At 69.8% G+C, this 22,549-nt stretch carries 25 protein-coding genes; 12 read left to right on the top strand and 13 right to left on the bottom strand.

All coding sequences use genetic code 11. The features are described from left to right. The first annotated feature begins 233 nt into the window (after positions 1-233). Positions 234-629, top strand: coding sequence for a hypothetical protein (locus ACFY2X_RS12625; protein WP_389936654.1), 396 nt, complete (start codon positions 234-236; stop codon positions 627-629). A gap of 357 nt (positions 630-986) precedes the next feature. After that, a complete protein-coding gene (locus ACFY2X_RS12620; protein ID WP_389936651.1) occupies positions 987-1,346 on the top strand; it encodes a hypothetical protein in 360 nt (119 codons plus the stop codon). 431 nt (positions 1,347-1,777) lie between these two features. Here the strand turns inward: ACFY2X_RS12620 and ACFY2X_RS12615 are convergent, their stop codons facing one another. Beyond that, a complete protein-coding gene (locus tag ACFY2X_RS12615; protein WP_389936647.1) occupies positions 1,778-2,662 on the bottom strand; it encodes a Ku protein in 885 nt (294 codons plus the stop codon). Positions 2,663-2,860: 198 nt separating this feature from the next. Here ACFY2X_RS12615 and ACFY2X_RS12610 point away from each other — a divergent pair, with 198 nt between their 5' ends. From ACFY2X_RS12610 to ACFY2X_RS12600, 3 genes are all read left to right on the top strand, one after another. Then, positions 2,861-3,085, top strand: coding sequence for a hypothetical protein (locus ACFY2X_RS12610; RefSeq protein ID WP_389936644.1), 225 nt, complete (start codon positions 2,861-2,863; stop codon positions 3,083-3,085). A gap of 59 nt (positions 3,086-3,144) precedes the next feature. Beyond that, a complete protein-coding gene (locus tag ACFY2X_RS12605; protein ID WP_389936641.1) occupies positions 3,145-3,774 on the top strand; it encodes a TetR/AcrR family transcriptional regulator in 630 nt (209 codons plus the stop codon). Between the two features lie 90 nt (positions 3,775-3,864). Next, a complete protein-coding gene (locus ACFY2X_RS12600) occupies positions 3,865-4,095 on the top strand; it encodes a DUF3107 domain-containing protein (RefSeq protein ID WP_389936638.1) in 231 nt (76 codons plus the stop codon). A 447-nt stretch (positions 4,096-4,542) separates the two neighbouring features. Here the strand turns inward: ACFY2X_RS12600 and ACFY2X_RS12595 are convergent, their stop codons facing one another. Further along, positions 4,543-5,193: a ferritin-like fold-containing protein gene (locus tag ACFY2X_RS12595; RefSeq protein WP_389936635.1), complete on the bottom strand. Its 651-nt coding sequence runs from the start codon at positions 5,191-5,193 to the stop codon at positions 4,543-4,545. 369 nt (positions 5,194-5,562) lie between these two features. Here ACFY2X_RS12595 and ACFY2X_RS12590 point away from each other — a divergent pair, with 369 nt between their 5' ends. The 3 genes from ACFY2X_RS12590 (at position 5,563) to ACFY2X_RS12580 (ending at position 9,510) form a co-directional block, all read left to right on the top strand. Beyond that, a complete protein-coding gene (locus ACFY2X_RS12590; protein WP_389936632.1) occupies positions 5,563-7,473 on the top strand; it encodes a DEAD/DEAH box helicase in 1,911 nt (636 codons plus the stop codon). A gap of 101 nt (positions 7,474-7,574) precedes the next feature. Further along, a complete protein-coding gene (locus ACFY2X_RS12585; RefSeq protein WP_389936629.1) occupies positions 7,575-8,462 on the top strand; it encodes an alpha/beta fold hydrolase in 888 nt (295 codons plus the stop codon). 130 nt (positions 8,463-8,592) lie between these two features. After that, positions 8,593-9,510 (top strand): oxygenase MpaB family protein, encoded by a 918-nt coding sequence (locus ACFY2X_RS12580; protein ID WP_389936626.1) that lies wholly within the window; start codon positions 8,593-8,595, stop codon positions 9,508-9,510. On the opposite strand, the gene pqqE is transcribed toward ACFY2X_RS12580, so the two are convergent. The 9 genes from pqqE to ACFY2X_RS12535 form a co-directional block, all read right to left on the bottom strand. Then, positions 9,455-10,633 carry a pyrroloquinoline quinone biosynthesis protein PqqE gene (pqqE, locus tag ACFY2X_RS12575; RefSeq protein WP_389936623.1) on the bottom strand — a complete coding sequence of 393 codons (1,179 nt, stop codon included), beginning with the start codon at positions 10,631-10,633 and terminating at the stop codon, positions 9,455-9,457. The two genes, ACFY2X_RS12580 and pqqE, sit on opposite strands and share 56 nt — an antisense overlap. Continuing rightward, positions 10,630-10,866 carry a pyrroloquinoline quinone biosynthesis peptide chaperone PqqD gene (gene pqqD / locus ACFY2X_RS12570; RefSeq protein WP_389936619.1) on the bottom strand — a complete coding sequence of 79 codons (237 nt, stop codon included), beginning with the start codon at positions 10,864-10,866 and terminating at the stop codon, positions 10,630-10,632. Before pqqD ends, pqqE begins: the two co-directional genes overlap by 4 nt. 20 nt (positions 10,867-10,886) lie before the next feature. Further along, positions 10,887-11,576, bottom strand: coding sequence for a pyrroloquinoline-quinone synthase PqqC (pqqC, locus tag ACFY2X_RS12565; protein WP_389936617.1), 690 nt, complete (start codon positions 11,574-11,576; stop codon positions 10,887-10,889). Next, positions 11,573-12,439 (bottom strand): pyrroloquinoline quinone biosynthesis protein PqqB, encoded by an 867-nt coding sequence (gene pqqB, locus ACFY2X_RS12560; protein WP_389936614.1) that lies wholly within the window; start codon positions 12,437-12,439, stop codon positions 11,573-11,575. The genes pqqC and pqqB overlap by 4 nt, the downstream gene beginning before the upstream one ends. A gap of 17 nt (positions 12,440-12,456) precedes the next feature. Beyond that, a complete protein-coding gene (locus ACFY2X_RS12555) occupies positions 12,457-12,612 on the bottom strand; it encodes a hypothetical protein (RefSeq protein ID WP_389936611.1) in 156 nt (51 codons plus the stop codon). 185 nt (positions 12,613-12,797) lie between these two features. Beyond that, a complete protein-coding gene (locus ACFY2X_RS12550) occupies positions 12,798-13,685 on the bottom strand; it encodes a RecB family exonuclease (RefSeq protein WP_389936608.1) in 888 nt (295 codons plus the stop codon). A 6-nt stretch (positions 13,686-13,691) separates the two neighbouring features. Beyond that, positions 13,692-14,417, bottom strand: coding sequence for an MBL fold metallo-hydrolase (locus ACFY2X_RS12545; protein ID WP_389936605.1), 726 nt, complete (start codon positions 14,415-14,417; stop codon positions 13,692-13,694). Positions 14,418-14,514: 97 nt separating this feature from the next. Further along, on the bottom strand, positions 14,515-15,129 hold the full coding sequence (locus tag ACFY2X_RS12540; protein WP_389936602.1) for a MarC family protein: 615 nt from the start codon (positions 15,127-15,129) through the stop codon (positions 14,515-14,517). Between the two features lie 45 nt (positions 15,130-15,174). Next, complete coding sequence (locus ACFY2X_RS12535; RefSeq protein WP_389936598.1) at positions 15,175-15,822, bottom strand: DUF6758 family protein; 648 nt, start codon at positions 15,820-15,822, stop codon at positions 15,175-15,177. 74 nt (positions 15,823-15,896) lie between these two features. Here ACFY2X_RS12535 and ACFY2X_RS12530 point away from each other — a divergent pair, with 74 nt between their 5' ends. After that, on the top strand, positions 15,897-16,316 hold the full coding sequence (locus tag ACFY2X_RS12530; protein WP_389936594.1) for an NUDIX hydrolase: 420 nt from the start codon (positions 15,897-15,899) through the stop codon (positions 16,314-16,316). Here the strand turns inward: ACFY2X_RS12530 and ACFY2X_RS12525 are convergent. Continuing rightward, positions 16,279-18,780 (bottom strand): hypothetical protein, encoded by a 2,502-nt coding sequence (locus tag ACFY2X_RS12525; RefSeq protein ID WP_389936591.1) that lies wholly within the window; start codon positions 18,778-18,780, stop codon positions 16,279-16,281. The genes ACFY2X_RS12530 and ACFY2X_RS12525 overlap by 38 nt on opposite strands. On the opposite strand from ACFY2X_RS12525, the gene ACFY2X_RS12520 reads away from it, so the two are divergent. The 3 genes from ACFY2X_RS12520 (at position 18,775) to ACFY2X_RS12510 (ending at position 21,498) form a co-directional block, all read left to right on the top strand. After that, positions 18,775-19,311 carry a hypothetical protein gene (locus ACFY2X_RS12520; protein ID WP_389936588.1) on the top strand — a complete coding sequence of 179 codons (537 nt, stop codon included), beginning with the start codon at positions 18,775-18,777 and terminating at the stop codon, positions 19,309-19,311. The two genes, ACFY2X_RS12525 and ACFY2X_RS12520, sit on opposite strands and share 6 nt — an antisense overlap. 982 nt (positions 19,312-20,293) lie before the next feature. After that, a complete protein-coding gene (locus ACFY2X_RS12515; RefSeq protein ID WP_389936585.1) occupies positions 20,294-20,947 on the top strand; it encodes a hypothetical protein in 654 nt (217 codons plus the stop codon). Continuing rightward, a complete protein-coding gene (locus ACFY2X_RS12510; protein WP_389936582.1) occupies positions 20,947-21,498 on the top strand; it encodes a DUF6529 family protein in 552 nt (183 codons plus the stop codon). Before ACFY2X_RS12515 ends, ACFY2X_RS12510 begins: the two co-directional genes overlap by 1 nt. Here the strand turns inward: ACFY2X_RS12510 and ACFY2X_RS12505 are convergent. After that, the gene (locus ACFY2X_RS12505) at positions 21,488-22,429 is read right to left on the bottom strand and encodes an HpcH/HpaI aldolase/citrate lyase family protein (RefSeq protein ID WP_389936579.1); all 942 of its coding nucleotides are present in this window, start codon (positions 22,427-22,429) and stop codon (positions 21,488-21,490) included. The two genes, ACFY2X_RS12510 and ACFY2X_RS12505, sit on opposite strands and share 11 nt — an antisense overlap. Positions 22,430-22,549 lie beyond the last annotated feature (120 nt).

Below are 22,549 nucleotides of genomic sequence, written 5' to 3'. Positions count from 1 at the left end.
GTTCGACGACAACCGACGTCCTCCACCGGAAGACGACGACCACACGAAGAACACGGGCACCCCACCCGAGCTCCGAAAAACCACTCACCGGCCAGGCGTGAGATTAATCCTGCCCGGCATTCCCAACGAAGGCTCCATCGGACGCGAATTCCCGGAGCCCTCGTCACGCAAAAAACCGATTTACACCATCGCGGCAGCAATGCCGAATGGCGCACCTCAAAGGGGAAAACACCATGTTCAAGAGCATCCTCGCGGGTCTCGCGGTCAGCACCGCGCTGGCCGGCGGCCTCGTCAGCCTCGGCGCGGTGACCACCGCCGCCACCGCCGGCACCGCCGTCCAGATGGGCTGCGGCGGCGGCTGGGGCGGCTGGGGCTGCGGCGGCTGCCACCGCAGCTGCAACCGCAACCACCACCGCATCAGGGTCAAGGTCGCCAACGTCAACAACAACAACCTGCGCAACGTCCAGGACCAGGACCAGAAGCAGAAGCAGGACCAGTGGGAGTGGCAGTACCAGTGGCAGAAGCAGAAGAAGTACGGGTACTACCCCTACTACGGCTCCGGTAGCGGCAGCTCCAGCGCACCGGGCACCGGCGGCACCGGTGGCACGGGTGGCGAGACGGCTCAGTAGCCGCTGAGTCGTGATCGCGCTCTGATTCGAGTGCGGAACGTGGTCGCACCAGGCGACCGCACGCGACCGGTCCTCCGGTCGCCGTGAGCTCCGGCCCATGGCGGAAGGGCCAGGGTGCCCGTGTTCGACGAAAGTCGGCGTCCTCCACCGGAAGACGACGACCACACGAAGAACACGGGCACCCCACCCGAGCTCCGAAAAACCACTCACCGGCCGGGCGTGAGATTAATCCTGCCCGGCATTCCCAACGAAGGCTCCATCGGACGCGAATTCCCGGAGCCCTCGTCACGCAAAAAACCGATTTACCTCATCACGGCAGCAATGCCGAATGGCGCACCTCGAAAAGGGGAAAACACAATGTTCAAGAGCATCCTCGCGGGTCTCGCGGTCAGCACCGTGCTGACCGGCGGCCTCGTCAGCCTCGGCGCGGTGACCACCGCCGCCACCGCTGGCACGGCCGTTCAGATGGGCTGCGGCGGCGGCTGTGGCCACGGCTGGGGCTGCGGCGGCTGCGGCGGTGGCTGCCACCGGGACTGCAACCGCAACCGTGTCAGGGTCAAGGTCGCCAACGTGAACAACAACAACCTGCGCAACATCCAGGAGCAGGAGCAGAAGCAGAAGGAAGACCAGTGGCAGTACCAGTGGCAGTGGGAAAAGCAGAAGAAGTACGGCTACCCGTACTACTACGGTGGCGGCGGCACCCTGCCTCTTGACTGACCACCAGCTCGCGAGCACGTTCTGACGTGAGCGCGAAACGCGGTCGGACCAGGCGACCAGTCGCACCGGCCGACCGCACGCGACCGGTCCTCCGGTCACCGTGAGCTCCGGCCCATGGCGGAAGGGCCAAGGTGCCCGTGTTCGACGACAACCGACGTCCTCCACCGGAAGACGACGACCACACGAAGAACACGGGCACTCCACCCGAGCTCCGAAAAACCACCCACCGGCCGGGCGTGAGACCGATTCTGCCCGGCATCCGGAAGAGGGCTCCACCGGGCCGAATCCATGGAGCCCTCGCTCCGCGAGAGCGGTTTTTCTCCGCGCCACGTTCACACCTGACAACGCGCCGTATTCACACCTGATGACGCGCCACGTTCACGCCTGATGACAGGTCTTTCGTTCGCGGGAAACCTTTTCCCCTTCCGCGTTCACGCCGGATGGCGCGCCTTTCGCTTGCGAGGGGCCTTCTCCTCCCTCGCATCGGTTGCCTCGGCAGGCTCGGCGGAGGTCTTCCTCCTGGCCGGAGCCCCACCCGCCCGCTCTTTTTTGGCCGCTTCGACGCTAGCGCGGAGCGCGGCCATCAGGTCGGCCTGGGGACCCTGCCCGGCCGGAGCCTCGGAGGGCACGACGACCTCTCTGCCCGTGATCTTCGCCTCGATGACCTCCTGGAGTGCTTCCCGGTAGGTGTCCTTGTACTGCGAGGGGTCGAAGTCCGCGACCATGCTCTCGATGAGCGACTCCGCCATCTGGAGCTCCTGAGACCGGATGTCGACGTCCTCCTCAAGAAACGTGAAGTCCGCCGGGCGCACCTCGTCCGGCCAGAGCATCGTCTCCAGGACGAACACGCCTTCCCGGACCCGCAGCACCGCGAGCGACTCGCGCTGCCGCAGCGCCACCTTCACGATCGCCAGCTGCCCGGACCGCTCGACCGCGTCACGCAGCAGCACGTACGGCTTCACGCCCAAAGGGTCGGGCTCCAGGTAGTAGGACTTGCCGAACAGGATCGGATCGATCTGGTCCGCCGGGCTGAACTGGAGCACCTCGATCCGGCGCGAGGTGGACAGCGGCAGGTCCTCGAAGTCGTCGTCGCCGAGCACCACCATCTCTCCCGCCGGGAGCTCGTATCCCTTGGCCACGTCGGCGTAGGGAACCTCCTCCTCGCAGACCACGCAGATCCGGCGGAGCCTGATGCGGCCGGCGTCTTCCTGGTGCACCAGGTGGAAGGTGACGTTGCGCTGCTCGGTCGCGGCATGCACTTTGACCGGAATCGTGACCAGCCCGAATGAGACCGCGCCTCTCCAGATGCTCCGCATGACGTCTCCCTAGATTGGAGCTTCCCCATCAAGTTTCGCACGCGTGTTCGGAAGTATCGGCAGGTGGATGTAAACACTCACCAACCGGGCAGGTACCCGTCATGGGAGGTCCGATGCCCGGCCTTTCTCAGCGGGCGGGATTCGACACCGTACGCTGGGCAATGTCCGGTGTTCGCAGAAGGACAGGGAGAAGAGCCGATGTCAGAGATGGATGTGCGCGGCGAGGGCCTGGAAGAGGATTCCGACGACACCCTGCCCGAGGAGATCTCCCTGGAAGCGACCGAAGCCGACGCGGCCGAGCAACATCGCCCGATGCACGAAGGCACCCCCGAATGGCCCGACCACATTCCGCTTGAGGCGGACCCCGCGGACACCGCCGAACAAAGTCGCACCGTGGAGCTTGACGAGGACGACTATCGCTGACCTGGTTACCCCTGCGTAGGATGATTCGAAACAGCAGGAGCACCCGCAAGGAGAACGCCGTGACCGCTACCCCGGATGCCAAGCCCCGGGGCACTCGGCTGCCCCGAATGGCCCGTCGCCGCCAGCTGCTCAGCGCGGCACAGGAAGTCTTCGTGGAGAACGGCTACCACCAGGCCGCGATGGATGAGATCGCCGAGCGTGCCGGGGTCAGCAAGCCGGTGCTCTACCAGCACTTCCCGGGCAAGCAGGAGCTCTACCTGGCTCTTCTCGACCTGCACGTGGACGACATGATCGCCCGCTGCCGCGACGCCCTCGCCTCCACCAGGGACAACAAGCAGCGTGTCCAGGCCGTGATCGGCGCCTTCTTCGACTTCGTCTCCACCCAGGGCGAGGCGTTCCGCCTCGTCTTCGAGTCCGACCTGCGCAACATCGCCCCGGTCCGCCAGCGCATCGAGCGCAACCTCCGCGAGAGCGCCGAGATGATCAGCCAGGTCATCCAGGAGGACACCGGCTGCTCAAGCGACGAGGCCCGTCTCCTCGGCGTCGGCCTGGTCGGCATGGCCGAGGTCAGCGCCCGATACTGGATCAGCAGCAACGGCTCCATTCCCAAGGATGCCGCCACCCAGCTCATGGCCCGCCTGTCCTGGCGCGGCATCTCCGGTTTTCCTCGCACCACAACCGATCACTGACGCATCTGTTCGCTTGACGCGATCAACCGGCGCGTCGTGCCTCCTGTGGGGCGACCATGGGACGAGCAACCCTCGTCGAAAGGGAGCACGATGGAAATCAAGATCGGCGTGCGTTCCGTGCACCGTGAACTCGTAGTGGAGACCGACCTCTCGGCCGAACAGGTCGAGGAGGAGCTCAGCAAGGCTCTCGCCATGGACCGCGGTGTCTTCAGCCTCACCGACGTCAAGGGCCGCAGGATTCTCGTCCCCCTCACCTCGCTCGGCTTCATCGAGATCGGTGAGGAGGAGGCCCGCCCCGTGGGCTTCGGCGGCACCCTCTAAACGGCGCCCTCCAAAGCGACATCCCTCAAGAGGCGTCCTGCGGGCCCCGTGCGGTTCGCGCCAGGTCATGTCCAACCGGCCATGGCGCGGCCCGTGGGCCGGCTCGCGGAGGGCGGCGGTGCCGTTCAGCTTCCCGGGCATTCCTCTCGTTCCCCGAACCCGCAGCCATGGGGACGGCGGGCCCGGTGAACATGATGCCGTCCCAGGCTGACGGCCGGGCAGTCCGCGCTTCCCCTGCGTAGCACGGCGCGGAAAGCCCATCGATTCGGACCACATCTCGTGAAGGAACTGCCGTAGCGGCGCGAGGCCCTCATACCTCGCACGGTACAGCCGTTGAGGCCTTCATGCCCGAGTCTCGCCGAGATGCTTCGCTCTTCAGGCCGGACGGGAATGACGTCCGGCGGCCCGCCGGCCCGTCCGGTGGACGGTGGACGCCCCACCCTGAACCTACGGCCCCGGGGTCAGCCCCAGCGCGGCCATCCGCTTGCCGTGCGCCTCCGTCAGGCGGGCGAACATCCGGGCGATATCCTCCCCCGCCGCTTCGATCAGCAGCTTCGCGAGCTCCGGCCGGGCCGCGGCCACGTGCTGCCCCTGGCTCAACGCCTCCCCGACCAGCCGCCTGGCCCACAGCGCCAGCCGTCCGCTCTGCGTGGGATCCGCCTCGATCGCGGCACTGACCCGCTCCACCGCGAACTGCGACCGCCCCTCGTCCGCGAGCACCTCCTCGACGAGTTCCCGCGTCGCGGTGTCCACACCAGCGGCCGCCTCGCGGTAGAAGTCGAGGGCGATTCCCGTACCGACGTATGCCTTGACCAGGGCCTCCAGCCAGTCTCCCGGGGCGGTCTGGGCGTGCCAGTCGTCCAGCGGCCCCACGAACGGCGCCATCGCCTGCTCCGGATCCACCTCGAGCGAGGCGATCCGGTCGCGGAGCAGGCGGAAATGGGCGTACTCGGTTGCGGCCAGGTCGCCGAGTGCGGCGCGGTCGGTCAGTGAGGGAGCATGCCGCGTGGCGTCCTCGGCGAGGCGGAGGAACGCGGTCAGCTCGGCATAGGCGAGGACGCCGAGCAGGTCGACGACACCGGGAGAGGAATCACTCATGCAGGCAGCCTACGAGTTGACTCACCTGGCGATTCAGCCGGAATACCAAGAAATCGGTTCTACGTTGTGGTATCGAGTACACTGCTCTGTGAAAGTGCGGCCGCACCGTGTTAATCCTGGAGATCTGCTCCTGGACGCCCCCAAAAGTCGGCATGACGTCGCAGCGGTCGCTGATGACATGAGAGGGCTGGCCCTTCCGCGAGGACCCGGCACGGGGAAAATTTTTTCAGCCCGTGGTCCCGGCAGGACTGCCTTCAACGGAGACCTAGGCAGGCCAAGCTGACGACGTTCCGAGACCTCGGAGTCACACCAGAGATCGCAGATGCCCTCGAGACCGAGGGCATCACCACGCCGTTCCCGATCCAGGAGATGGCACTCCCACTGGCTCTCAACCGCCAGGACATCATCGGCCAGGCGCGCACCGGCACCGGCAAGACCTACGCCTTCGGCGTGGCGATGCTGCAGTGTGTCGGCAAGCCCAGAAAGAACCGCAAGAAGCCCCGCGGGCTGGTCGTCGTGCCGACCCGCGAGCTGGCCATCCAGGTCACCGAAGACCTGGTGACGGCTGCCGGAAAGCTCGGCTCGCGAATCCTCACCGTGTACGGCGGGCGCGCCTACGAGCCCCAGATCGAGGCGCTCAAGCAGGGCGTCGACGTCATCGTCGGCACCCCGGGCCGCCTGCTCGACCTGGTCAAGCAGAAGCACCTCGACCTCGGCCGGATCGACGTGCTCGTCCTCGACGAGGCCGACCGCATGCTCGATCTGGGCTTCCTGCCCGACATCGAGCGGATCATCAAGCTCGTCCCGGAGCAGCGGCAGACGATGCTGTTCTCCGCGACCCTGCCGGGCGAGATCGTCGCCCTGTCCCGGCGCTACCTCAACCGCCCCACCCACGTGCGGGCCGAGAACCACGACGCCGAGGCCGAGGCCACGCCGCAGACGACCCAGTTCGTCTGGCGCGCGCACCGAATGGACAAGATCGAGATCTTGGGCCGCCTGCTCCAGTGCGAGGGGCGCGGGCTCACGATGATCTTCTGTGAGACCAAGCGCGCCTGCGACAAGGTCGTCGACGAGCTCAAGGAGCGCGGATTCGCCGCCGCGGCCGTCCACGGAGACCTGGGGCAGGGCCAGCGCGAGCAGGCCCTGCGGGCCTTCCGCAACGGCAAGATCGACGTTCTGGTCGCGACCGACGTCGCGGCGCGTGGCATCGACGTCGACGACGTCACGCACGTCGTCAACTACGACTGCCCGCAGGACGAGAAGTCCTATGTGCACCGGATCGGCCGCACCGGCCGGGCCGGCAGGACCGGCGTCGCGGTGACCTTCGTGGAGTGGGAAGACCTCACCCGCTGGAAGGTCATCAACAACGCGCTCTCGCTCGACTTCGCCGAGCCGGTCGAGACTTACTCGACCTCCCCGCACATCTTCAGCGAGCTGGGCATTCCCGAGGGCACCAAGGGCGTGCTGCCGCACGCCAACCGGTCCCGGGCGGGCCTGGCGGCCGAAGAGGTCGAGGATCTGGGCGAGACCGGTCGCGTCCGCTCCCGCGGCCCCCGCAGGGGACGCGAGGAGGACCGGGAGGAGCGCCGTGAGCGCCGCGAGCGCACGCCCCGCGAGCGCCGCCGCACCCGCGGCGGACGCACCACTCCTGAGGCCGTGGAGAGCGCGGAAACCCTGGAGCCCGCGGAGACCGTCGAGACGACGGTCGTCGAGGCACCGGTCGTCGAGGCGCCGGTCGAAGAGCCCAAGCGCCGCCGCACCCGTGGCGGTCGCGTCACCGAGGAGACCTCCGCGCCGCTCGCGGCCGAGGGAATCCAGAGCCCAATCGTCGAGCTCGCCGAGGTGGATGTGGATGTGACGCCCCGCAAGGACATCCGTGACGACCAGCCCGCCGAGACCGCGCCCCGCAGGGGCCGGACCCGTAAGACCGGGCTGAACCCCGAGGTGAGCCTCTCCGAGGACACCGAGGTGAAGGCCCGCAGAGAGACGGCGGAGGAGACGGGCCGGACGCGCCGCAGGCGCGAGCCGGTGGCCGAGGTCCCGCAGTGGGACGACGAGCCGGTGGCCGACAGCTGGGACGACGAGCCGGTGGCGGAGGCGCCCGCGCCTCCGATGCAGCCGGAGAAGATCATCCCGGCCAGCCCGTTCACCGTGATCTTCCAGTCGCCGGATCTCGCGACGGACGACGACGAGATCGCCCCGTCGGCGGCCTCCGAGCGGGCACAGAACCGCCGTCGCCCGCCGGCCAGGGGGCAGCGCGGCCCGCGCCGCCCGAGCTAGCCGTACCGTTGTGAAAGGGGCGCGACCGTGATGGTGGCGCCCCTTTCCGCGTCTGCAGGACGCGCAGAGCCATGCCACCAAGAGAGGTATCGTGGGGCCACGTGAGTACGCCGCGATTTCTGAGCCTTCCCCCTGGCGTCCGCTCCCGTCAGATCGAAACGGCGGCGGGCGCGTTCGCCGTACTGGAGGCCCTGCCGGTCAGCGGCATCCCTGAGCGCTGGCCCGCCCTGCTGGTCCCCGGCCTGACGGGCAGCAAGGAGGATTTCCTCGCGGTCCTGCAGACGCTCGCCCAGTCGGGCCGCCGGGTCGTCGCGATCGACATGCGGGGGCAGTTCGAGACGAGCGGCCCTGACGACCCCCTTGCCTACACCTGCGCGGCGCTCGGCAACGACGTCGACCTCCTGGCGCAGGCGATCGGCGAGGGCGGGCCCGTCCACCTGGTCGGACACTCTTTCGGCGGCCTGGTCACCCGGGAGGCGGTCATCGACGGCCGCACCAAGTTCGCGTCCTACACGCTGATGAGTTCGGGCCCTTCGGCGATCGTCGGAACGCGCGAGCGCGCGGGCCGGACCATGCTCACCGAGCTGCCCGAGCTCGGCGTCGAGCACCTGTGGCACGCCCGGATGGAGCCGGACGCCCTGGCCGCCGGGGTGGAGGACGAGATCATCGCGTTCCTGCGCAAGCGGCTGTTCTCCAACTCCCCGACGGCCATGACGGCGATGGCCCGGGAGGTGCTCTCCGCACCGGATCGGTGCGACGAGCTCACCGAGGTCGGGATTCCCATCCTGGTCCTGTACGGCGAGCACGACGACGGCTGGCCCCCGCGGGAGCAGGCCGAGATGGCTCGCCGGTTGAACGCCGAATGCGTGGTCGTCCCGGGCGCCGCCCACTCACCCGCGGTGGAGGCTCCGGAGACGACGGCCGCCGCCCTCACCCGGTTCTGGAACGCGGCCGAGGCACGCCTGCCGATCCGGATCCTTCCCGCCTGAGGCGACACCCGCCGGGCCGAGGCCCTCCCGGCCCCGGCTCCACGCTCCCAATGCGCTTCACCAGTGCTTTCTCCCGGGAGGCGACCCCTGCTCGACCTTCCGCCGGATGTCATGTAATTATCTACTTACTATGGCGACCATTGAAGACATCGTCGTCCAGCCCCCGCACACCGCGACCTGGCTGGTGCACATCGATCGCTCCATGTGGGTCGGTGGTGTTCGAGGCCTCATGCTTCAGGCGCTGCATCCCCTGGCGATGTACGGGGTCTGGCAGAACTCCAACTTCCAGCAGGATCCGTTCGGGCGGCTCCGCCGTACGGCGGACTTCGTGGGCCGGGTCACGTTCGGCAGCCCGCAGGAGGCCGACGAGATCGGCCGCCGGGTCCGGGGGATCCACCGGCGGCTGCGCGTCAACGACCCCGACACGGGCAGGAACCACCGGGTGGACGACCCCGAGTTGCTGCTCTGGGTGCACTGCGCCGAGGTCTCGTCCTACCTGTCCGTGGCGCGAAGGGCGGGCCTCGGCCTCACCGACCGCCAGGCCGACCGTTACCTGGCCGAGCAACGCCACAGCGCCACCTATGTGGGCCTGCACGCCGAAGACGTGCCCGGCTCACTGGCGGAGATGGACGACTATTTCGCCGCGATGCGGCCCCGGCTGAAGGTGACCCGGGAGGCCGCCGCCACCGTGCGTTTCCTGCTGTGGCCGCGCCTGCCCGCCGAGCTCCGCATGCTCACCCCCGGCAAACCGGCCTACTTCCCGTTCGGCGCGCTGTGCTACTACTCCTTGCCCGACTGGGCCAGGCAGCTGTACGGCGTGCTGCCCGACGTGCCGCCGAGTGCGGTGACCGCCGCGCTCCGAGCCTTCCGGCTGAGCATGAACTCCATACCCGAGACCGTTCACGACCACGCGTTCATGCCCTCCACCCGCGACATGCTCGCCGGTGCCCGGACGCGCCTGGGCGCCGCAGGCTACGACGTGAGCAAGGGGCTCAAGGGCCTGACAGATCCTCGTCGCTGGCCGCGGGACGTGCCGAAGGCCGCGTGAGCCGTCCCGGCCGCCGATAGACCAGCGCCTCGTCTCCCGCCGACTCGACCAGCTCGGTGATCAGACGGTGGTCGGGCGCGAACCGGCAGGCCGGGTCGGTACGGCGCGCGTCCCCGGTGAGCGCGTAGGCCTGGCAACGGCAGCCGCCGAAGTCGACGTCACGCCGGGGGCAGCTCGCGCACGGCTCGCTCATCCAGGCCGTGCCCCGGTAGGCCTCGAAGGCCGCCGACCTCCTCCAGATCCACGCCAGCGAGTGCTCGCGGACGCTGGGGAACTCCAGCGGCAGGTCGTAGGCGGCCGGGCAGGGAAGCACTGCGCCGTCCGGCGCGACGGTCAGCGAGATCGCCCCCCAGCCGCCCATGCACGGCTTGGGCACGCCGTCGAAGTAGTCGGGGACGACCCAGATCAGCTCGACGCCCGAAAGCCGCTCCCGCCACCGCTCCACGCTCTCCCTCGCCCGGGCGAGCTGGTCGCGTGTGGGCAGCAGTGTCCGCCGGTTCCGCAGTGCCCAGCCGTAGAACTGGGTGTTGGCCAGCTCGATGCGCTCGGCGCCCCAGGCCACGCCCAGCGCGACGATCTCTTCGACGGAGTCGAGGTTGTGCCGGTGGAGCACGACGTTGAGCCCGAGCGGCAGGCCCGCCTCCCGCACCAGCCCGGCGGCCCGCTCCTTGGCTGCGAACGACCGGGTTCCGGCGATGAGGTCGGACGCCCCGGCGGTGGAGGCCTGCACCGAGAGTTGCACGCTGTGCAGACCGGCCGTGACCAGCTCCTCCAGCCGTGCCCGGCCGAGCCCGACACCGCTGGTCACCAGCTGGGTGTAGATCCCGGCCCGGGCGGCGGCCCCCGTGATCTCCGCCAGGTCGGCTCGGAGCAACGGCTCACCGCCCGACAGGTGGGCGTGGACGACACCGAGGGCCGCGGCCTCCTCCATGACCCGGCACCAGTCGGCGGTGGCCAGCTCGCGGGAGCGCGGTATGAGGGCGAGAGGGTTGGAGCAGTAAGGGCAGTGCAGCGGGCAGCCGTGCGTGAGCTCGGCGAGCATGGCCCACGGCGGCGCGGGCCCGCTCCCGGCGGCCGGTTCACTCCCGGCGGCCGGTTCACTCCCGGCGGCCGGTTCACTCATCGCAGCCACCCCTCGGCCCGGACCCGGTCGATGAACTCCGGAACGTCGTCGGCGACCGGCGCCCCGGGGAACTCGGCGTCCAGCTCCTCGACGATCTCCGCGACGGTCCGGCTGCCGTCGCACAGGCGCAGCACCGCAGCCGCCTCGCCGTTCAGAAGCACGATCCGCTCGGGCATGACCAGCAGGTCGGCCTGGCGCACGGAGTCGTGCCGCAGCACGATCGCCGGGGCCACGACGGGTCTCCAGCCGCCGGTCACGACGCCTGGTCCACCGCGTCGAGCAGCGCCCACAGCACGTCACACTTGCGGGAGAGCGCGGCCAGGGCCCGTTCCTGGTCGGCCCGTCCGCGCGCCCACTCGATGACCAGCCCGAGGGCTTCCCCGCTGTCCTGGCGCCCCTGGCTGATCCTGCTCCTGAAGTACTGCAGGCCAGCGGGGTCGAGCCAGGTGTAGTGCCGCTCGAAGGCGTCGATCCTGGTCCGCATCAGGTCGGGCGCGAACAGTTCGGTCAGCGACGCCGCTACGGCCTCCAGCGGTGTGCCCAGGCGGCACAGGTTCACATAGCCCTCCACCGCGAACCGTACGCCGGGCAGGACGCCCTCCCCTGACAGCAGCACCTTGCGGTCCAGGCCCGCGGCCTCGCCCAGGCGGAGCCAGCGCTCGATGCCGCCCTCTCCTGCCCTCCTGCCGTCGTGGTCCTGGATGCGGCGGATCCAGATGCGGCGCAGCTCAGGCGTTTCCAGCTTGGCGAGGATGAGCGCGTCCTTGATCGGGATGTTGCGCTGGTAGTGGAACCGGTTCAGGATCCACCGCCGGATCTCCTCGGGGCTCAGCTCGCCGCGGTGCATGCGCAGGTTGAAAGGGTGGCGGTGGTGGTAGTGCGCCTCGGGCACGGCCCGCAGACGGGCCTCGAACTCCAGGGCTGTCCAGGGCTCGGCGTTCAAAGCTCGATCACCATCCCGTCGGCGGCCGTCTCGACGCCCAGCTCGGCCAGCCTTTTGTGCTGGGGTGCGTCCGGGTCCACGAGAGGGTTGGTGTTGTTCAGGTGCGTGTAGAGACACCGTCCGGGGAGCCGCGCGAGCCGCCCGGCCGTCGCCTCGACGGGCAGGTGCCCCATCTCGGTGGCCGTGCGGGAGGAGATCCCGGTACGGCGGGGCTCCTCGTCGTCCCAGAAAGTGCCGTCGACGATCACGCAGTCGGCCTCGGCCGCGGCCTTCTCCCACTCGGCGGACCAGATCCCGAGGGAGGGCGCGTACAGGCACGTCCCCCCGGTGGCCGGATCCGTGAGTCGCAGGGCCACCACCCACCCCGAGGCGGGCCCGTCCCCCGCCGCGTAGCGCGGCCGCTTTCCCGACACCGGCACGGCCTGGACGCGTACGCCGCCCGCGAGGGGCACCGCATCGTCCTGCGGCAGATCACGCCAGCGGAGCCCGGTGTAGGGGGAGAGCACATCGTCCAGCCGGAGCCACCGGGTGAGAGCGCCACGGACCACGGGCGTCGCGATGATCTCCAGCTCACCGGCCTCGCGCAGCCGGGGCAGCCCCAGCGTGTGGTCGAGCTCGGCGTCGGTGAGGATCACTCCCGCGACGGGCGTCTGCCTCGGATCGGGACCGGGACGCAGCCATTCGCAGGCCTCGATCTGGTCGGCGATGTCGGGAGTGGCGTTGACGATGTGCCCCTCCACGGCCAAGGAGGCGTGTCTCCGCCGCCACCCGGGGTTCGCGCGTGCCCCGGCGCACCCGGGGCACGCGCAGTTCCACTGGGGGACGCCACCGCCCGCCGCGGTGCCCAGAACTCGCAGTCGCACGGCGTGATCCCCCTCGGCTATCTGGTGTTCAGGAAGTAGGCCGACATCTCCATCGAGGCCTCGATGACCTGGTATCCGGGCTTGTGCCAGGTCGTCTCCTCTCCCCGCACCTTCACTCGCTTGCCGTGGATCCGGGGAGGTTGTTTCCTGCCCTGCTCCTTGGAATCCGCCATGAGCACGCACCCGCCTTCCCTATGACGTGCGGTAGGGGTTACACACGTTATGAACCGAGAAGACAGCTCTCGTCAATGACTTCCGGGAAAATACATCGGATCTATCAACTACACAGCTACAAAAAAAGGGGGATCCATCACCATGGATCCCCACTTCATCCGATGTCTGTGGCCGGGCCGTACGCTCAGGTCTCGGCCAGGCCGTCCCAGGGCCGGCGGTCGCCCGCGGCTGCCCGGCCCTCGGGGCAGTGCCGGCGGAAATCGCACCATGAGCAGAGCGGACCGGGCTTGGGCGGGAAGATCGCGTCGATCTCCGGCGGAACCCGGGGCGGAGTGCGATCGGCGGCACTCGCGGTGCGCGCCTTACCTGACCAGACCCTGTAGCGGTCGTCGGCCTCGGAGGCCTCGATCGCGATCTCCTCGGCCCGGCCCAGATGGCGGGCCAGGGACTCGTCGGTGTGCTCCCACTCCACGATCGAACAGGTCGGCAGATGGTGGAGCTCCACCCGGTGGCAGGGGCGGCGCATCGTCCGGGAGGAGGCTATGGCGTAGACGGCCAGCGCGAGCGATGATCGGGCGTCGTCGGCGGTGAGCGGACGCCGGCCGGTCTTGTAGTCGACCACGACCAGCTCCTCGCCCCTTCGGTCGAGCAGGTCGACCCGCCCGGAGACGGCGACGACGGAGGTCTTGGCGGCCACGGTCCGTTCGACGCCGACCGGCTCCTCCGCGGGATCGAGGGTCGCCACATATCCGGCGGTCATCTCGCGGGCCCGATCGCGCCAGGCCGCCGACTGCTCCGCGTCGCGGAAACCCTCGCCGATCCACCCCTTGGCGACCAGAAGACCCGCCACCTCCGGTGTCCGCCGTTCGTACGGCTCACGCCACCAGCCGGCCAGGGCGTTGTGCACGCTGATCCCCACGCTGTTGTGCGCCCACGGCGGCCCCTTCTGGGGCGACGGCCGGTCCATGTAGGTGAAGCGGTAGCGCCGGGGACAGTCCAGCCAGTTGTTCAGCCGCGACGGCGTGCATGAGTACAACCGCCGCGGCATGCCCTCCAGAGGGAGCTGATCCATCGAGGACTACTCGTGGCGGAAGTTGTTCAGGCGAATCCCCGCCGCCCGCGTGCCGTCGGTCAGCGGGCCCTTGTTCTCGTCTTCCTCAGCCTCCCCACCGCGGGTCAGCGAACCGGACAGCCAGGAGTCGAACTGCGGCTCCAGAGCGCCGATGGTGGTCTCCTCACCGTGTGCGGGCAGCACGCGGGTGCGATGAGGCAGGGTGAACAGGCGGCCGCCGATCGCGGTGAGCTGGTCGGCCAGCGCGGGATATTCCCCACCCACCTTGCCCGGCCCGTCGGCCTGCAGCGACTTGCCGGTGAAGACCGCTCCGAGGGCCTCGCAGTACAGCGAGACACCACCGTGGGAGACACCGGGGGTGGACATGACCTCCAGCTCGACGTCGGCGACGCCGAACAGGCCCTCGTCCTCCATGTCGATGTCCGGCCAGGTGTCCGGCCAGGTCAGCCGCCACAGCGGCCGGTCCTTGGGGTGGAGGGCGACCACGGCTTCGTCCCGTGCCGCCACCTCGATGGCCGCACTCACATGGTCGGGCAGGCCGTGGGTGCAGACGACGGCCAGCACCTCCCGCTCGCCGACCTTCTCCAGGATCTTCTCCGCGTCACGCGCGGGGTCGATGACGATGACCTCCTCATCGTCACCCACGATCCAGGTGTTGTTCTCGACCTTGTGCTCGACGCCGTCGACATCGACGACGCCCTCGGTCACCACTCGTTCGATACGCGCTGTCACGCTTCCGAACTTTACTGCCTCGCTTGGCCGGACGGCTTGAGCGCGGGTAACGGATGACCTCCCTTTTGTCCCATCCGCCAACTCTTCTCTCTCACGCCTAGCCCGTCTTCAGGAGAGTGCGGATCGCCGTGATGATGAGCTGCACGGCGAGCGCGGACAGCAGCAGGCCCGCGATACGGGTGACGAGTTCGACGCCGTTCTCCTTGATGACCCGCATGATCGTCACCGAGAAGCGCATGAACACCCAGAGCAGGATGTGCACGGCCGCGATGGCCAGGGCCAGGGCCAGGATGCCGCCGTCCTTGCGCCCGGCCTGCTGGGCGAAGACGATCGTCGCGACGATCGCCCCCGGTCCGGCGAGCAGCGGGGTGCCGAGCGGGACGAGGGCGACGTTCACGTTGGACTTCATCGTGTTGGGAGGCGGCTCGGTTTCGCCGGTGAGGAGTTGCAGGGCGACCAGCAGGAGCAGCAGGCCACCGGCGATCTGCATGGCGGCCACCTCGACGTGCAGATATCCCAGGATCGCCTGACCGAAGACCGCGAAGATCACGATGAGGCAGAACGCGACGACGGGCGCCTGCCGGGCGATCCGCTTGCGCTCCTGCATCGTGCGGCCACTGGTGTAGGCGAGAAAGAGCGGGATGATGCCGGGCGGGTCCATGATGACGAACATGGTGACGAACGCCTCGACGAAGAATTGAAAGTCGAACACGCACGTCCCCCTGGTCATCTCGCGAGGGGGAGGTGAATGGTCGGTTCAGATGCCTTCGCCGCCCAGGCGTGGGGAGAACGCCCCGAAGGGCAGATCGAGGAGTTGGTCCTGATCTCGCAGATCCCGCAGGGAGAACTCGGTCAGAGTGATCATGTAGGCCGCCTCGGGCGGCCAGACCACCACCCACAGCCAGTTGCCCAGCGCCTCGCCCGCGTAGACCGCCCGGTCCGTGGCCGTGCCCGTGCACACGCACCACAGGGCGGCGGGATGCCCCTTGATCTCGACCTTGGCGTGTGGCGGCCCCTCGTCGAATCCCGTGCCCGGGTCGGTGTTGTCCAGCCCGGCGAACCCCGCGCCCAGACCCACCCCGGGCTCCTCGGCGATGATCAGCAGGTCGGCCGGTCCGTGGGTCAGCGAGGGGCCGGAGAGCGCGACCACGGTGGCCCTGATGCCGCTGCGCTCGTCACCCGCCTCGGCCAGGCCGGTGACCAGCCAGCCCGCCGGCAGGGGCCACGGTAACCACACGGGGACGAGAGAGTTCTGGCTGACGGCCTCCACGGCGGCGGTGGACGGGCGTCTGGGCGGCTGTAGCGGCAGGACGTCGCCGTGCGGGCCACATCGCCAGGCGCTCGACCAAGCGCTCGGCGGACGGAGCGGGCCGAAACACCGTGGGCAGGTAGGCGCAGATCTCACGCCTACCCACGCTGCTTTGTCGGCGCCCCATTCGTCAAGAGCCCTCCTCGTTATGCAGCCGTAATCTTATCTATGTGCGCGTAAATTGTGTCGGAGCGATCGTCCATGACAGCTCCGGGCGGATGCTGCTGGTCCGCCGCGGACGCCCGCCAGGCCAGGGGCTCTGGTCGCTTCCCGGCGGCCGGGTCGAGCCCGGCGAGTCCGATGCCGAGGCGGTGGCCCGCGAGGTGCTGGAGGAGACCGGCCTGGCGGTCACGGCGGGCCGGTGGGTCGGCACCGTCGACCGCCCGGGACCGGGCGGCGTCGTCTACGAGATCCGCGACTACCTGGCCGAGGTCTCCGGCGGCACTCTCTCGGCCGGAGACGACGCCGCCGACGCCCGGTGGTTCGCCCACGACGAGCTGGTACGGCTCCCGCTTTCCCCCGGTCTCGTGGACGCCCTTGTCGGATGGAAGGTCATCGAGCCGACGTCAGGGTTGACCGCCACAGGGTGAGGTGGTCGGCGTTGTAGGTCGTGGACCTGCCCAGGGCCACGACCTGCCCGCCGGAGACCGCGACCGCGCCGAGCCACTGGGCACCGTCGCCGCCCAGGCTGCCCTGGGTGGGGGCGTGGCGCTGCCAGGTCAGCCCGTTCTCGGAGGTCCAGGCCACGCTGTCGCCCTCTCCGGGGACGCCGTGCCAGCCGACCGCCACCACGCCTTCCTCTGCCGCGGCCAGATCCTGTACGGCGGACGCCTGGTCCGCCGGGAACCAGGAGAACTCCCACGTCGACCCGTTGTCGTCCGACACCGCGCCGAAAGCCCGCCGCCCGTTCTCGGTCTGGGCGGTACCGGCCACGACGATGTGCCCGCCGTACAGGACCACGTGCCGCAGTCCCGCCGATGTCGCCCCGGGCGGCAGGACCGGCTTTCGCGCGGTCCAGTTGACCCCGTCGGCCGACACCCACACCACACCGACCTCGTGCTCCGTCGTACCTGTGCCGCCGACGGCCACATATCCGGACGAGGTCTCCGAGACGTCGTACAGCCGCACCCCGCCGCCGCCCGCGGGAAGCTTCCCCGCCCTGGTGTAGCGCTTCAAATCGGAGGAGAACCACAGGACCGGGACCGTCCCGGCCGGGCCCCGGTCCTCACCGGCCAGGACATACCCGGACGGGCCCGCGGCGACCGCGTGGGGGGCGAGGAAGTCGTGGTCACCGGCCGGGGCGAGGGAACCCATGATCGGAACCCTGCGCCAGCTCTCACCGTCGGCGGAGGTGACGAGCAGGGGCTCGGTGGAGGAGGCGTCGATCATCGTGCTGCCCACGGCCAGCCAGCCCCGCCTGCCCTGCGCGACGTCGCTGAGCGCCTGCCGCCGAGGGCCGCCGAGGATCTGCGCCGGGCCACCGGCCTTCCAGCTCTGGCCGTCCGTGCTGGTCCAGATGCCCGCGTCCCCGGACGCGGCGCCCACGGCGACGAACCTGCCCTCCCCGGCGGCCACCCTGGCCGTCTCGCGGGCGGCCCTGGTGAGGCCGTCGATCGCGGCCAGGGAGACCGGTTGCGCCTGACCGCCCTTGGGCGCGGTGATGAGGACCAGGCGGTTGTCCACGTCGGCGGCCCGCTCGTCGCCGCCGACGACGAGCGTGCCCGCATCGGAGACGGCGAGCGCCCTCAGCGAGCCGGGGACCTCGCCGAGGTCGGTGGTCTTGCGCCAGTCACGGCCGTCCTTGCTGGTGTAGACGGCGTAGCGCTCGAAACCCGACTCGGTGATCGCGGCCACTCCGCCTGAGAAGGAGGCCAGCCTCTTGACGCCCGAGCCGTCACGGGCCAGGCCGGTGATGGTGCCGCATCGGTTCCAGTCGTCGCCTTCCGGCGAGCAGTAGACGCCGACCTCGCCCTTGTCGCTGCGCTGCTGGGTCGGGACCAGCACGAACCCGCCCGACCCCACGGCCAGGGTGCCCCGTTCGGGGATGACGCCGCTCGGGGCCGTGCCGGTCCGCAGCCAGGTCTTCCCTCCGTCGGCCGAACGCAGGATCACCGAGGTGGACTGGTCCTGAGCCGGGTCTCCCAGCGCGACCACGGTGTCGCCTTCGGCCACGACCGCCTTGAGGCCCCGGACCTTGTCCGGCATGCCGATCTCGCGGGTGTCCACCCGGTCCCAGTTTCGCCCGTCGGGCGAGGTCCAGGCGACGGCCCCGGTGGTGCCGTCCGGGAGGACGGTCGTGCCCACCGCGGCGAACCCGGAGGAGGTCCTGGCCAGGTCCATGATCTTGTCCCCGTCCGGGAACGCCCCCGGCTCGCCGGGGTCCACCGCGCTCCAGTTGCGGCCGTCGGTGCTCACCCACAGGCCGGGACCGGTGTCGGTGCCGGGGCCGGTGCTGAAGAGATCGTTCCCCGCGGCCAGCCAGCGCCCGTCGCCGCCCGCCACCAGGCCCACCGTGGTCGGCCCGGTCTCGTAACCCGATGACCCGGTCACCTTGCCCAGCTGCCAGTTCGCGCCGCCGTCCGGGGAGACCAGGAACAGCGGCCGGGGAACCGGGCTCGTGGTGTCGCTGCCGACCGCGACCGTGGTAGAGCCCACCGAGGCCACGGCGTTGAGAACCTGGCTTGAGCCGTCGCCGCCGGCGTTGGGCTGCGGCACGAAGTTCGCGTCACCCGAACGCACCTCGTCGCCGACCAGCCGGAGCCCGGCGCTGAACGGGTCACTCACCCACTCCCACAGCACCAGGCCTCCGCCGACCGCGACGGCCAGGACCAGGACCATCAGGAACGGGATCACCAGACCACGGCCGCGCCTGCGCCTGGTCGGGCTGGAGCGGCGGACCGCGGAGGGCGCGGGGGCCGCGCGGTGGTGCCGCCCGCCGTTCGGCCCCCGCCTGCCGGGCGGCCCCTGGGCGACCAGCACGTCCGGCCGGGCCGGACGGCCTTCCGGAGGACGCCCTACGCGACGCACCGGCTCGAAATCATCCCGGCCATGCATGACAGGATCGTCCTGGCCGGATACAGCGAGGTCATCGTGGCCGGGCACGGCAAGATCACCCTGGTCGGACACGACGGGATCATCATGGCCGGGTACGGCAGGCCCGCCGGAAATCGGCTCCGGAGCGGCCGGATCCCCCGGCTCGGCACGGCCCTCGCCTCTCGGTTCCCTGGGCTCACGCGGCGGGCCGGAGGCCACCAGGAGATCCGGTCGCCCCCCGTTCCTCCCGCCCCCGGGCTCGCGTACCGGGTCGGGGGCAGCCGGAGATCCCGGCCGATCCCCACGGCTCTCGTCTTTCTCACCCCTCGGTTTTCTCGGCTCACGCGGCGGGCCGGAGGCCACCAGAAGATCCGGCCGGTCCGCCGACCGCCGCCGGGAGCCCCGCTCAGGCGCGGCGTCCTCGCGCCCGCGCTCGGAGGCCCTCCCGCCCGCGGGCAGGTGATCGGCGTCAGGAGGGCGGGACGGCGGGTCGGTGGGGGGTCGGCGCGGGGCGGAGGCCGAGGACGGCGGATTCGCGGAAGGGGGATTTGAGGGGGAGGCGAAGGGCTGGCCGGAAGGTGGGCCGGTGGGGGTTCGGCCCGGGGCGGAGGCGTAGGGCTGGGTGTGGGGGCGACGGCGTTCGCCACCCAGACCTTCGGGACGAGCCTGGAGGGGTTCGCTCTCCTCGGGGATGGGCGAGGCGAACGGGGGAAGCATCCACGGAGAGGCGAGCGGGAGGCCCCGGGTGCTGTCGTCGGAGGGACCGGGCGGTGAGTGCTGGATCGTCGGAGGGGACTCCCCAGTGTCCTGTGACTCGTATGTGCCTTGCGCGTCATCTGAACCGTGCGCGTCCTGTATGCCACTTGATCCCGGTGCGTCTCGCGGGACACCCAACCCGTGCGCGTCCCGTCCACCACCCGATCCAGACACATCCCGTGCGGCACCCAACCCGTGCGCGTCCCGTGTGTCACTTGATTCAGATGCGTCTCGTGCGTCGTCGTGGAGACCGTCGTCGTCCGCCGGCCACTCTCGCGAGCGCGGGTCGTGGGGGCCCGGGGCCACGCTCAGCACCTCCTTGCAGGAAGCCCGTTTCAGCCCGGGGTCGCCACCCGGACCGTTCCAGTCGTCTCCATGACTCTGTACCGCGATCCCTTACGGGAGCGGCGGATCGCACGCGACCCTACTACTACCCTGTTCCGCCGAAACGATCACCTCTTACCCGCCGGGCGGCCGGCGCTCGGCCGTACACAGTCCAGAGCAACACGCCAGAGCCGCGATGACGAGACCTCTCTAGTCAGATTTATCGCTCCAGCGCCGGAATTATCACTGTTTGCTGCTTAAATTCCGAGATCACTCTCATGGAGGGCCACCCGAAACCCCGCCAGGCCGCGGTGCCGTACGGCGTCCGCCATGGCGGCGCCGCTCTTCTCCGGTCTCGCGCGAGTGACGCCTCTTGTGCGGATTAGTTCACAGACACCCTCAGCCGGGACGTGTACACCTGGCGGTGAGAAGACCACCACCCCAGGGAGCGACGATGAAAAGGCTGGGGCCTGTCCACACGCTGGCGGCCGGGGCGGCGACGGCCGTCGCGCTCGGCGCGCTCAGCGCCATCACCTCACCGGCGGCCCAGAACGTGAACGCGCAAGACGCCCCGGCGGCCCAGGTCACCTCCGAGGCCTCGGCCACGCCCAAGGCCGGCAAAACCTCCAGGCCCACTCCCGCCAAGGCCGACTACGCCGGGCGGGTCCGGGGGAACGGCGGGCTCATCGCCGTCTCCGTCCGTGGCGGCAAGGCGATCGCCTACTTCTGTGACGGCAGGATCGAGGCCTGGCTCAAGGGAAAGGCCACCGACGGCGGGGTCACCCTGTCCGGGCGGGGCGGCTCCTCCGTCGTCGCCCGGCTCGGCGGCGGCAAGGCCACCGGGAAGCTCGAATTCGGCGGCAGAGAGTGGGAGTTCAGCGCGCCCACCGTGAAGAAGCCGTCCGGGCTCTACCGGGCGAGCGCGATCGTCCGCGGCGCGACCGTCCGGGCCGGCTGGATCTACCTGGATGACGGCAGCCGGGTCGGGCTGACCGTCGTTGACGGCGCACCCGCCGACGTGGCGATCCCCGAGCCCGGAGAGAACGCGACCGTCAACGGCGAAACGGTCGATCCCAAGGATGTCGACGAGTTCATTGGAGAGTTCTGATGAGTGACACGCAGGTCGCGCGCGAGCAGAACCTCGCCCCGCTGCTCGTACCGCTCGTCGTCGGCGGTCTGGTCGCGGTCGCCCTGGGCGTGTACGGGCGCCTTCACACTCCCACCGGCTACGCGATCGGCCCGGCCGGGTTCTCCGCGCCGCTGCCCATGAAGTCCTGGCTCACCACCGGCGCGTTCCTGCTGGCGCTGTTCCAGCTCCTGTCAGCCATGGTGATGTGGGGCCGGATCAAGCTGGATGTGCCGTGGATCGGCACCGCGCACCGCTGGTCGGGCCGGGTGGCCTTCCTGCTGACGATCCCGGTGGCGTTCCACTGCCTGTACGCGCTGGGCGCCCAGTTCGACGCGCCCCGCGTGATGATCCACTCGTTGCTGGGCTGCTTCTTCTACGGCGTCTTCACCGCGAAGATGCTCGCCCTGCCGAAGCGGGGGCTGCCCGGCTGGAGCCTTCCGGTGCTCGGCGGCCTGACGTTCACCGCCCTGACCGGGCTCTGGCTGACCTCGTCGCTGTGGTTCTTCACCACGATCGGGGTCACGCTGTAGGCGGGGTGAAGGCCGTGCTTCGCCCGAGACCGGCCGCCCTGCCCTTGGCCGCCACCACCAGCGCCATCTTCCTGGAGGCCTCGTCGATCATCTCGTCGCCGAGCATGACCGCGCCGCGCTTCTCGACCGTCGTGTAGTACTCGTACGCGTCGAGGATCAGCTCGGCGTGGTCGTAGTCCTCCTGCGACGGCGAGAAAACCTCGTTGGCCGCCTCGATCTGGGTCGGGTGGAGCACCCATTTGCCGTCGAACCCGAGCGCCGCGGCCCGGCCCGCCACCCGGCGGAAGCCGTCCAGGTCCTTGATCGCCAGGTAGGGGCCGTCGATGGCCTGCAGGTCGTGCGTGCGGGCGGCCATCAGGATGCGCATCAGGATGTAGTGGTAGGCGTCACCCTCGGTGTAGCCGGGGGGCTGCTCGCCGACCACCAGGGTCCGCATGTTGATCGAGGCCATGAAGTCGGCCGGGCCGAAGACCAACGTCTCCAGCCGCCTGGACGAGCCGCCGATGGCGTCCACGTTGACCAGGCCCCGGGCGTTCTCGATCTGGGCCTCGATGCCGATCCGGCCGACCTCCAGGCCGTTCGCCTTCTCGATCTGGGTGAGCAGCGTGTCCAGCCACATCACCTGGGCGGGGTCTTCCACCTTGGGCAGCATCAGGCAGTCGAGGAACTCCCCGGCGCCCTCCACGACCTCGATGACGTCCCGGTAGGTCCACTGGGTGCCCAGATCGTTCACCCGCACGACCCGGGTCTTGCCCGACCAGTCGCCCTCGCGCAGGGCGGCCACGACGTTCTTCCGCGCGCCCTCCTTGGCGAGCGGTGCGACGGAGTCCTCCAGATCGAGGAAGACCTCGTCAGCGGGCAGGCCCTGGGCCTTCTCCAGGAAGCGGGGATTGCTACCGGGAACCGCGAGGCACGAACGTCGGGAGCGCATGGCCACACGGTAGCGGGCGCTTGGGCGTACGCGGCAGGCAGGGTTGAGCTATGGCGGCCATACAAAGTCTGCGCCCCGTTCTTGGCGCCAGCCTTGTGCGGCTCTCATAACAGATGTCCG

The organism is Streptosporangium sp. NPDC000396 (assembly GCF_042898655.1).
Lineage (GTDB): Bacteria > Actinomycetota > Actinomycetes > Streptosporangiales > Streptosporangiaceae > Streptosporangium.
Note: the sequence above shows the minus strand (reverse complement) of the source record. Positions and strands in the feature narration are given on the sequence as shown.

Coding starts and splice junctions, on each gene's coding strand:
- ACFY2X_RS12610 (WP_389936644.1), top strand. CDS start 2,861: ATGTCAGAGATGGATGTGCGCGGCGAGGGCCTGGAAGAGGATTCCGAC.
- ACFY2X_RS12505 (WP_389936579.1), bottom strand. CDS start 22,429: ATGCGCTCCCGACGTTCGTGCCTCGCGGTTCCCGGTAGCAATCCCCGC.
- ACFY2X_RS12625 (WP_389936654.1), top strand. CDS start 234: ATGTTCAAGAGCATCCTCGCGGGTCTCGCGGTCAGCACCGCGCTGGCC.
- ACFY2X_RS12555 (WP_389936611.1), bottom strand. CDS start 12,612: ATGGCGGATTCCAAGGAGCAGGGCAGGAAACAACCTCCCCGGATCCAC.
- ACFY2X_RS12520 (WP_389936588.1), top strand. CDS start 18,775: ATGCATGACAGGATCGTCCTGGCCGGATACAGCGAGGTCATCGTGGCC.
- ACFY2X_RS12595 (WP_389936635.1), bottom strand. CDS start 5,193: ATGAGTGATTCCTCTCCCGGTGTCGTCGACCTGCTCGGCGTCCTCGCC.
- ACFY2X_RS12590 (WP_389936632.1), top strand. CDS start 5,563: ATGGCACTCCCACTGGCTCTCAACCGCCAGGACATCATCGGCCAGGCG.
- ACFY2X_RS12510 (WP_389936582.1), top strand. CDS start 20,947: ATGAGTGACACGCAGGTCGCGCGCGAGCAGAACCTCGCCCCGCTGCTC.
- ACFY2X_RS12525 (WP_389936591.1), bottom strand. CDS start 18,780: ATGCATGGCCGGGATGATTTCGAGCCGGTGCGTCGCGTAGGGCGTCCT.
- ACFY2X_RS12620 (WP_389936651.1), top strand. CDS start 987: ATGTTCAAGAGCATCCTCGCGGGTCTCGCGGTCAGCACCGTGCTGACC.
- ACFY2X_RS12550 (WP_389936608.1), bottom strand. CDS start 13,685: ATGGATCAGCTCCCTCTGGAGGGCATGCCGCGGCGGTTGTACTCATGC.
- ACFY2X_RS12615 (WP_389936647.1), bottom strand. CDS start 2,662: ATGCGGAGCATCTGGAGAGGCGCGGTCTCATTCGGGCTGGTCACGATT.
- pqqE (WP_389936623.1), bottom strand. CDS start 10,633: ATGAGTGAACCGGCCGCCGGGAGTGAACCGGCCGCCGGGAGTGAACCG.
- ACFY2X_RS12580 (WP_389936626.1), top strand. CDS start 8,593: ATGGCGACCATTGAAGACATCGTCGTCCAGCCCCCGCACACCGCGACC.
- ACFY2X_RS12515 (WP_389936585.1), top strand. CDS start 20,294: ATGAAAAGGCTGGGGCCTGTCCACACGCTGGCGGCCGGGGCGGCGACG.
- ACFY2X_RS12600 (WP_389936638.1), top strand. CDS start 3,865: ATGGAAATCAAGATCGGCGTGCGTTCCGTGCACCGTGAACTCGTAGTG.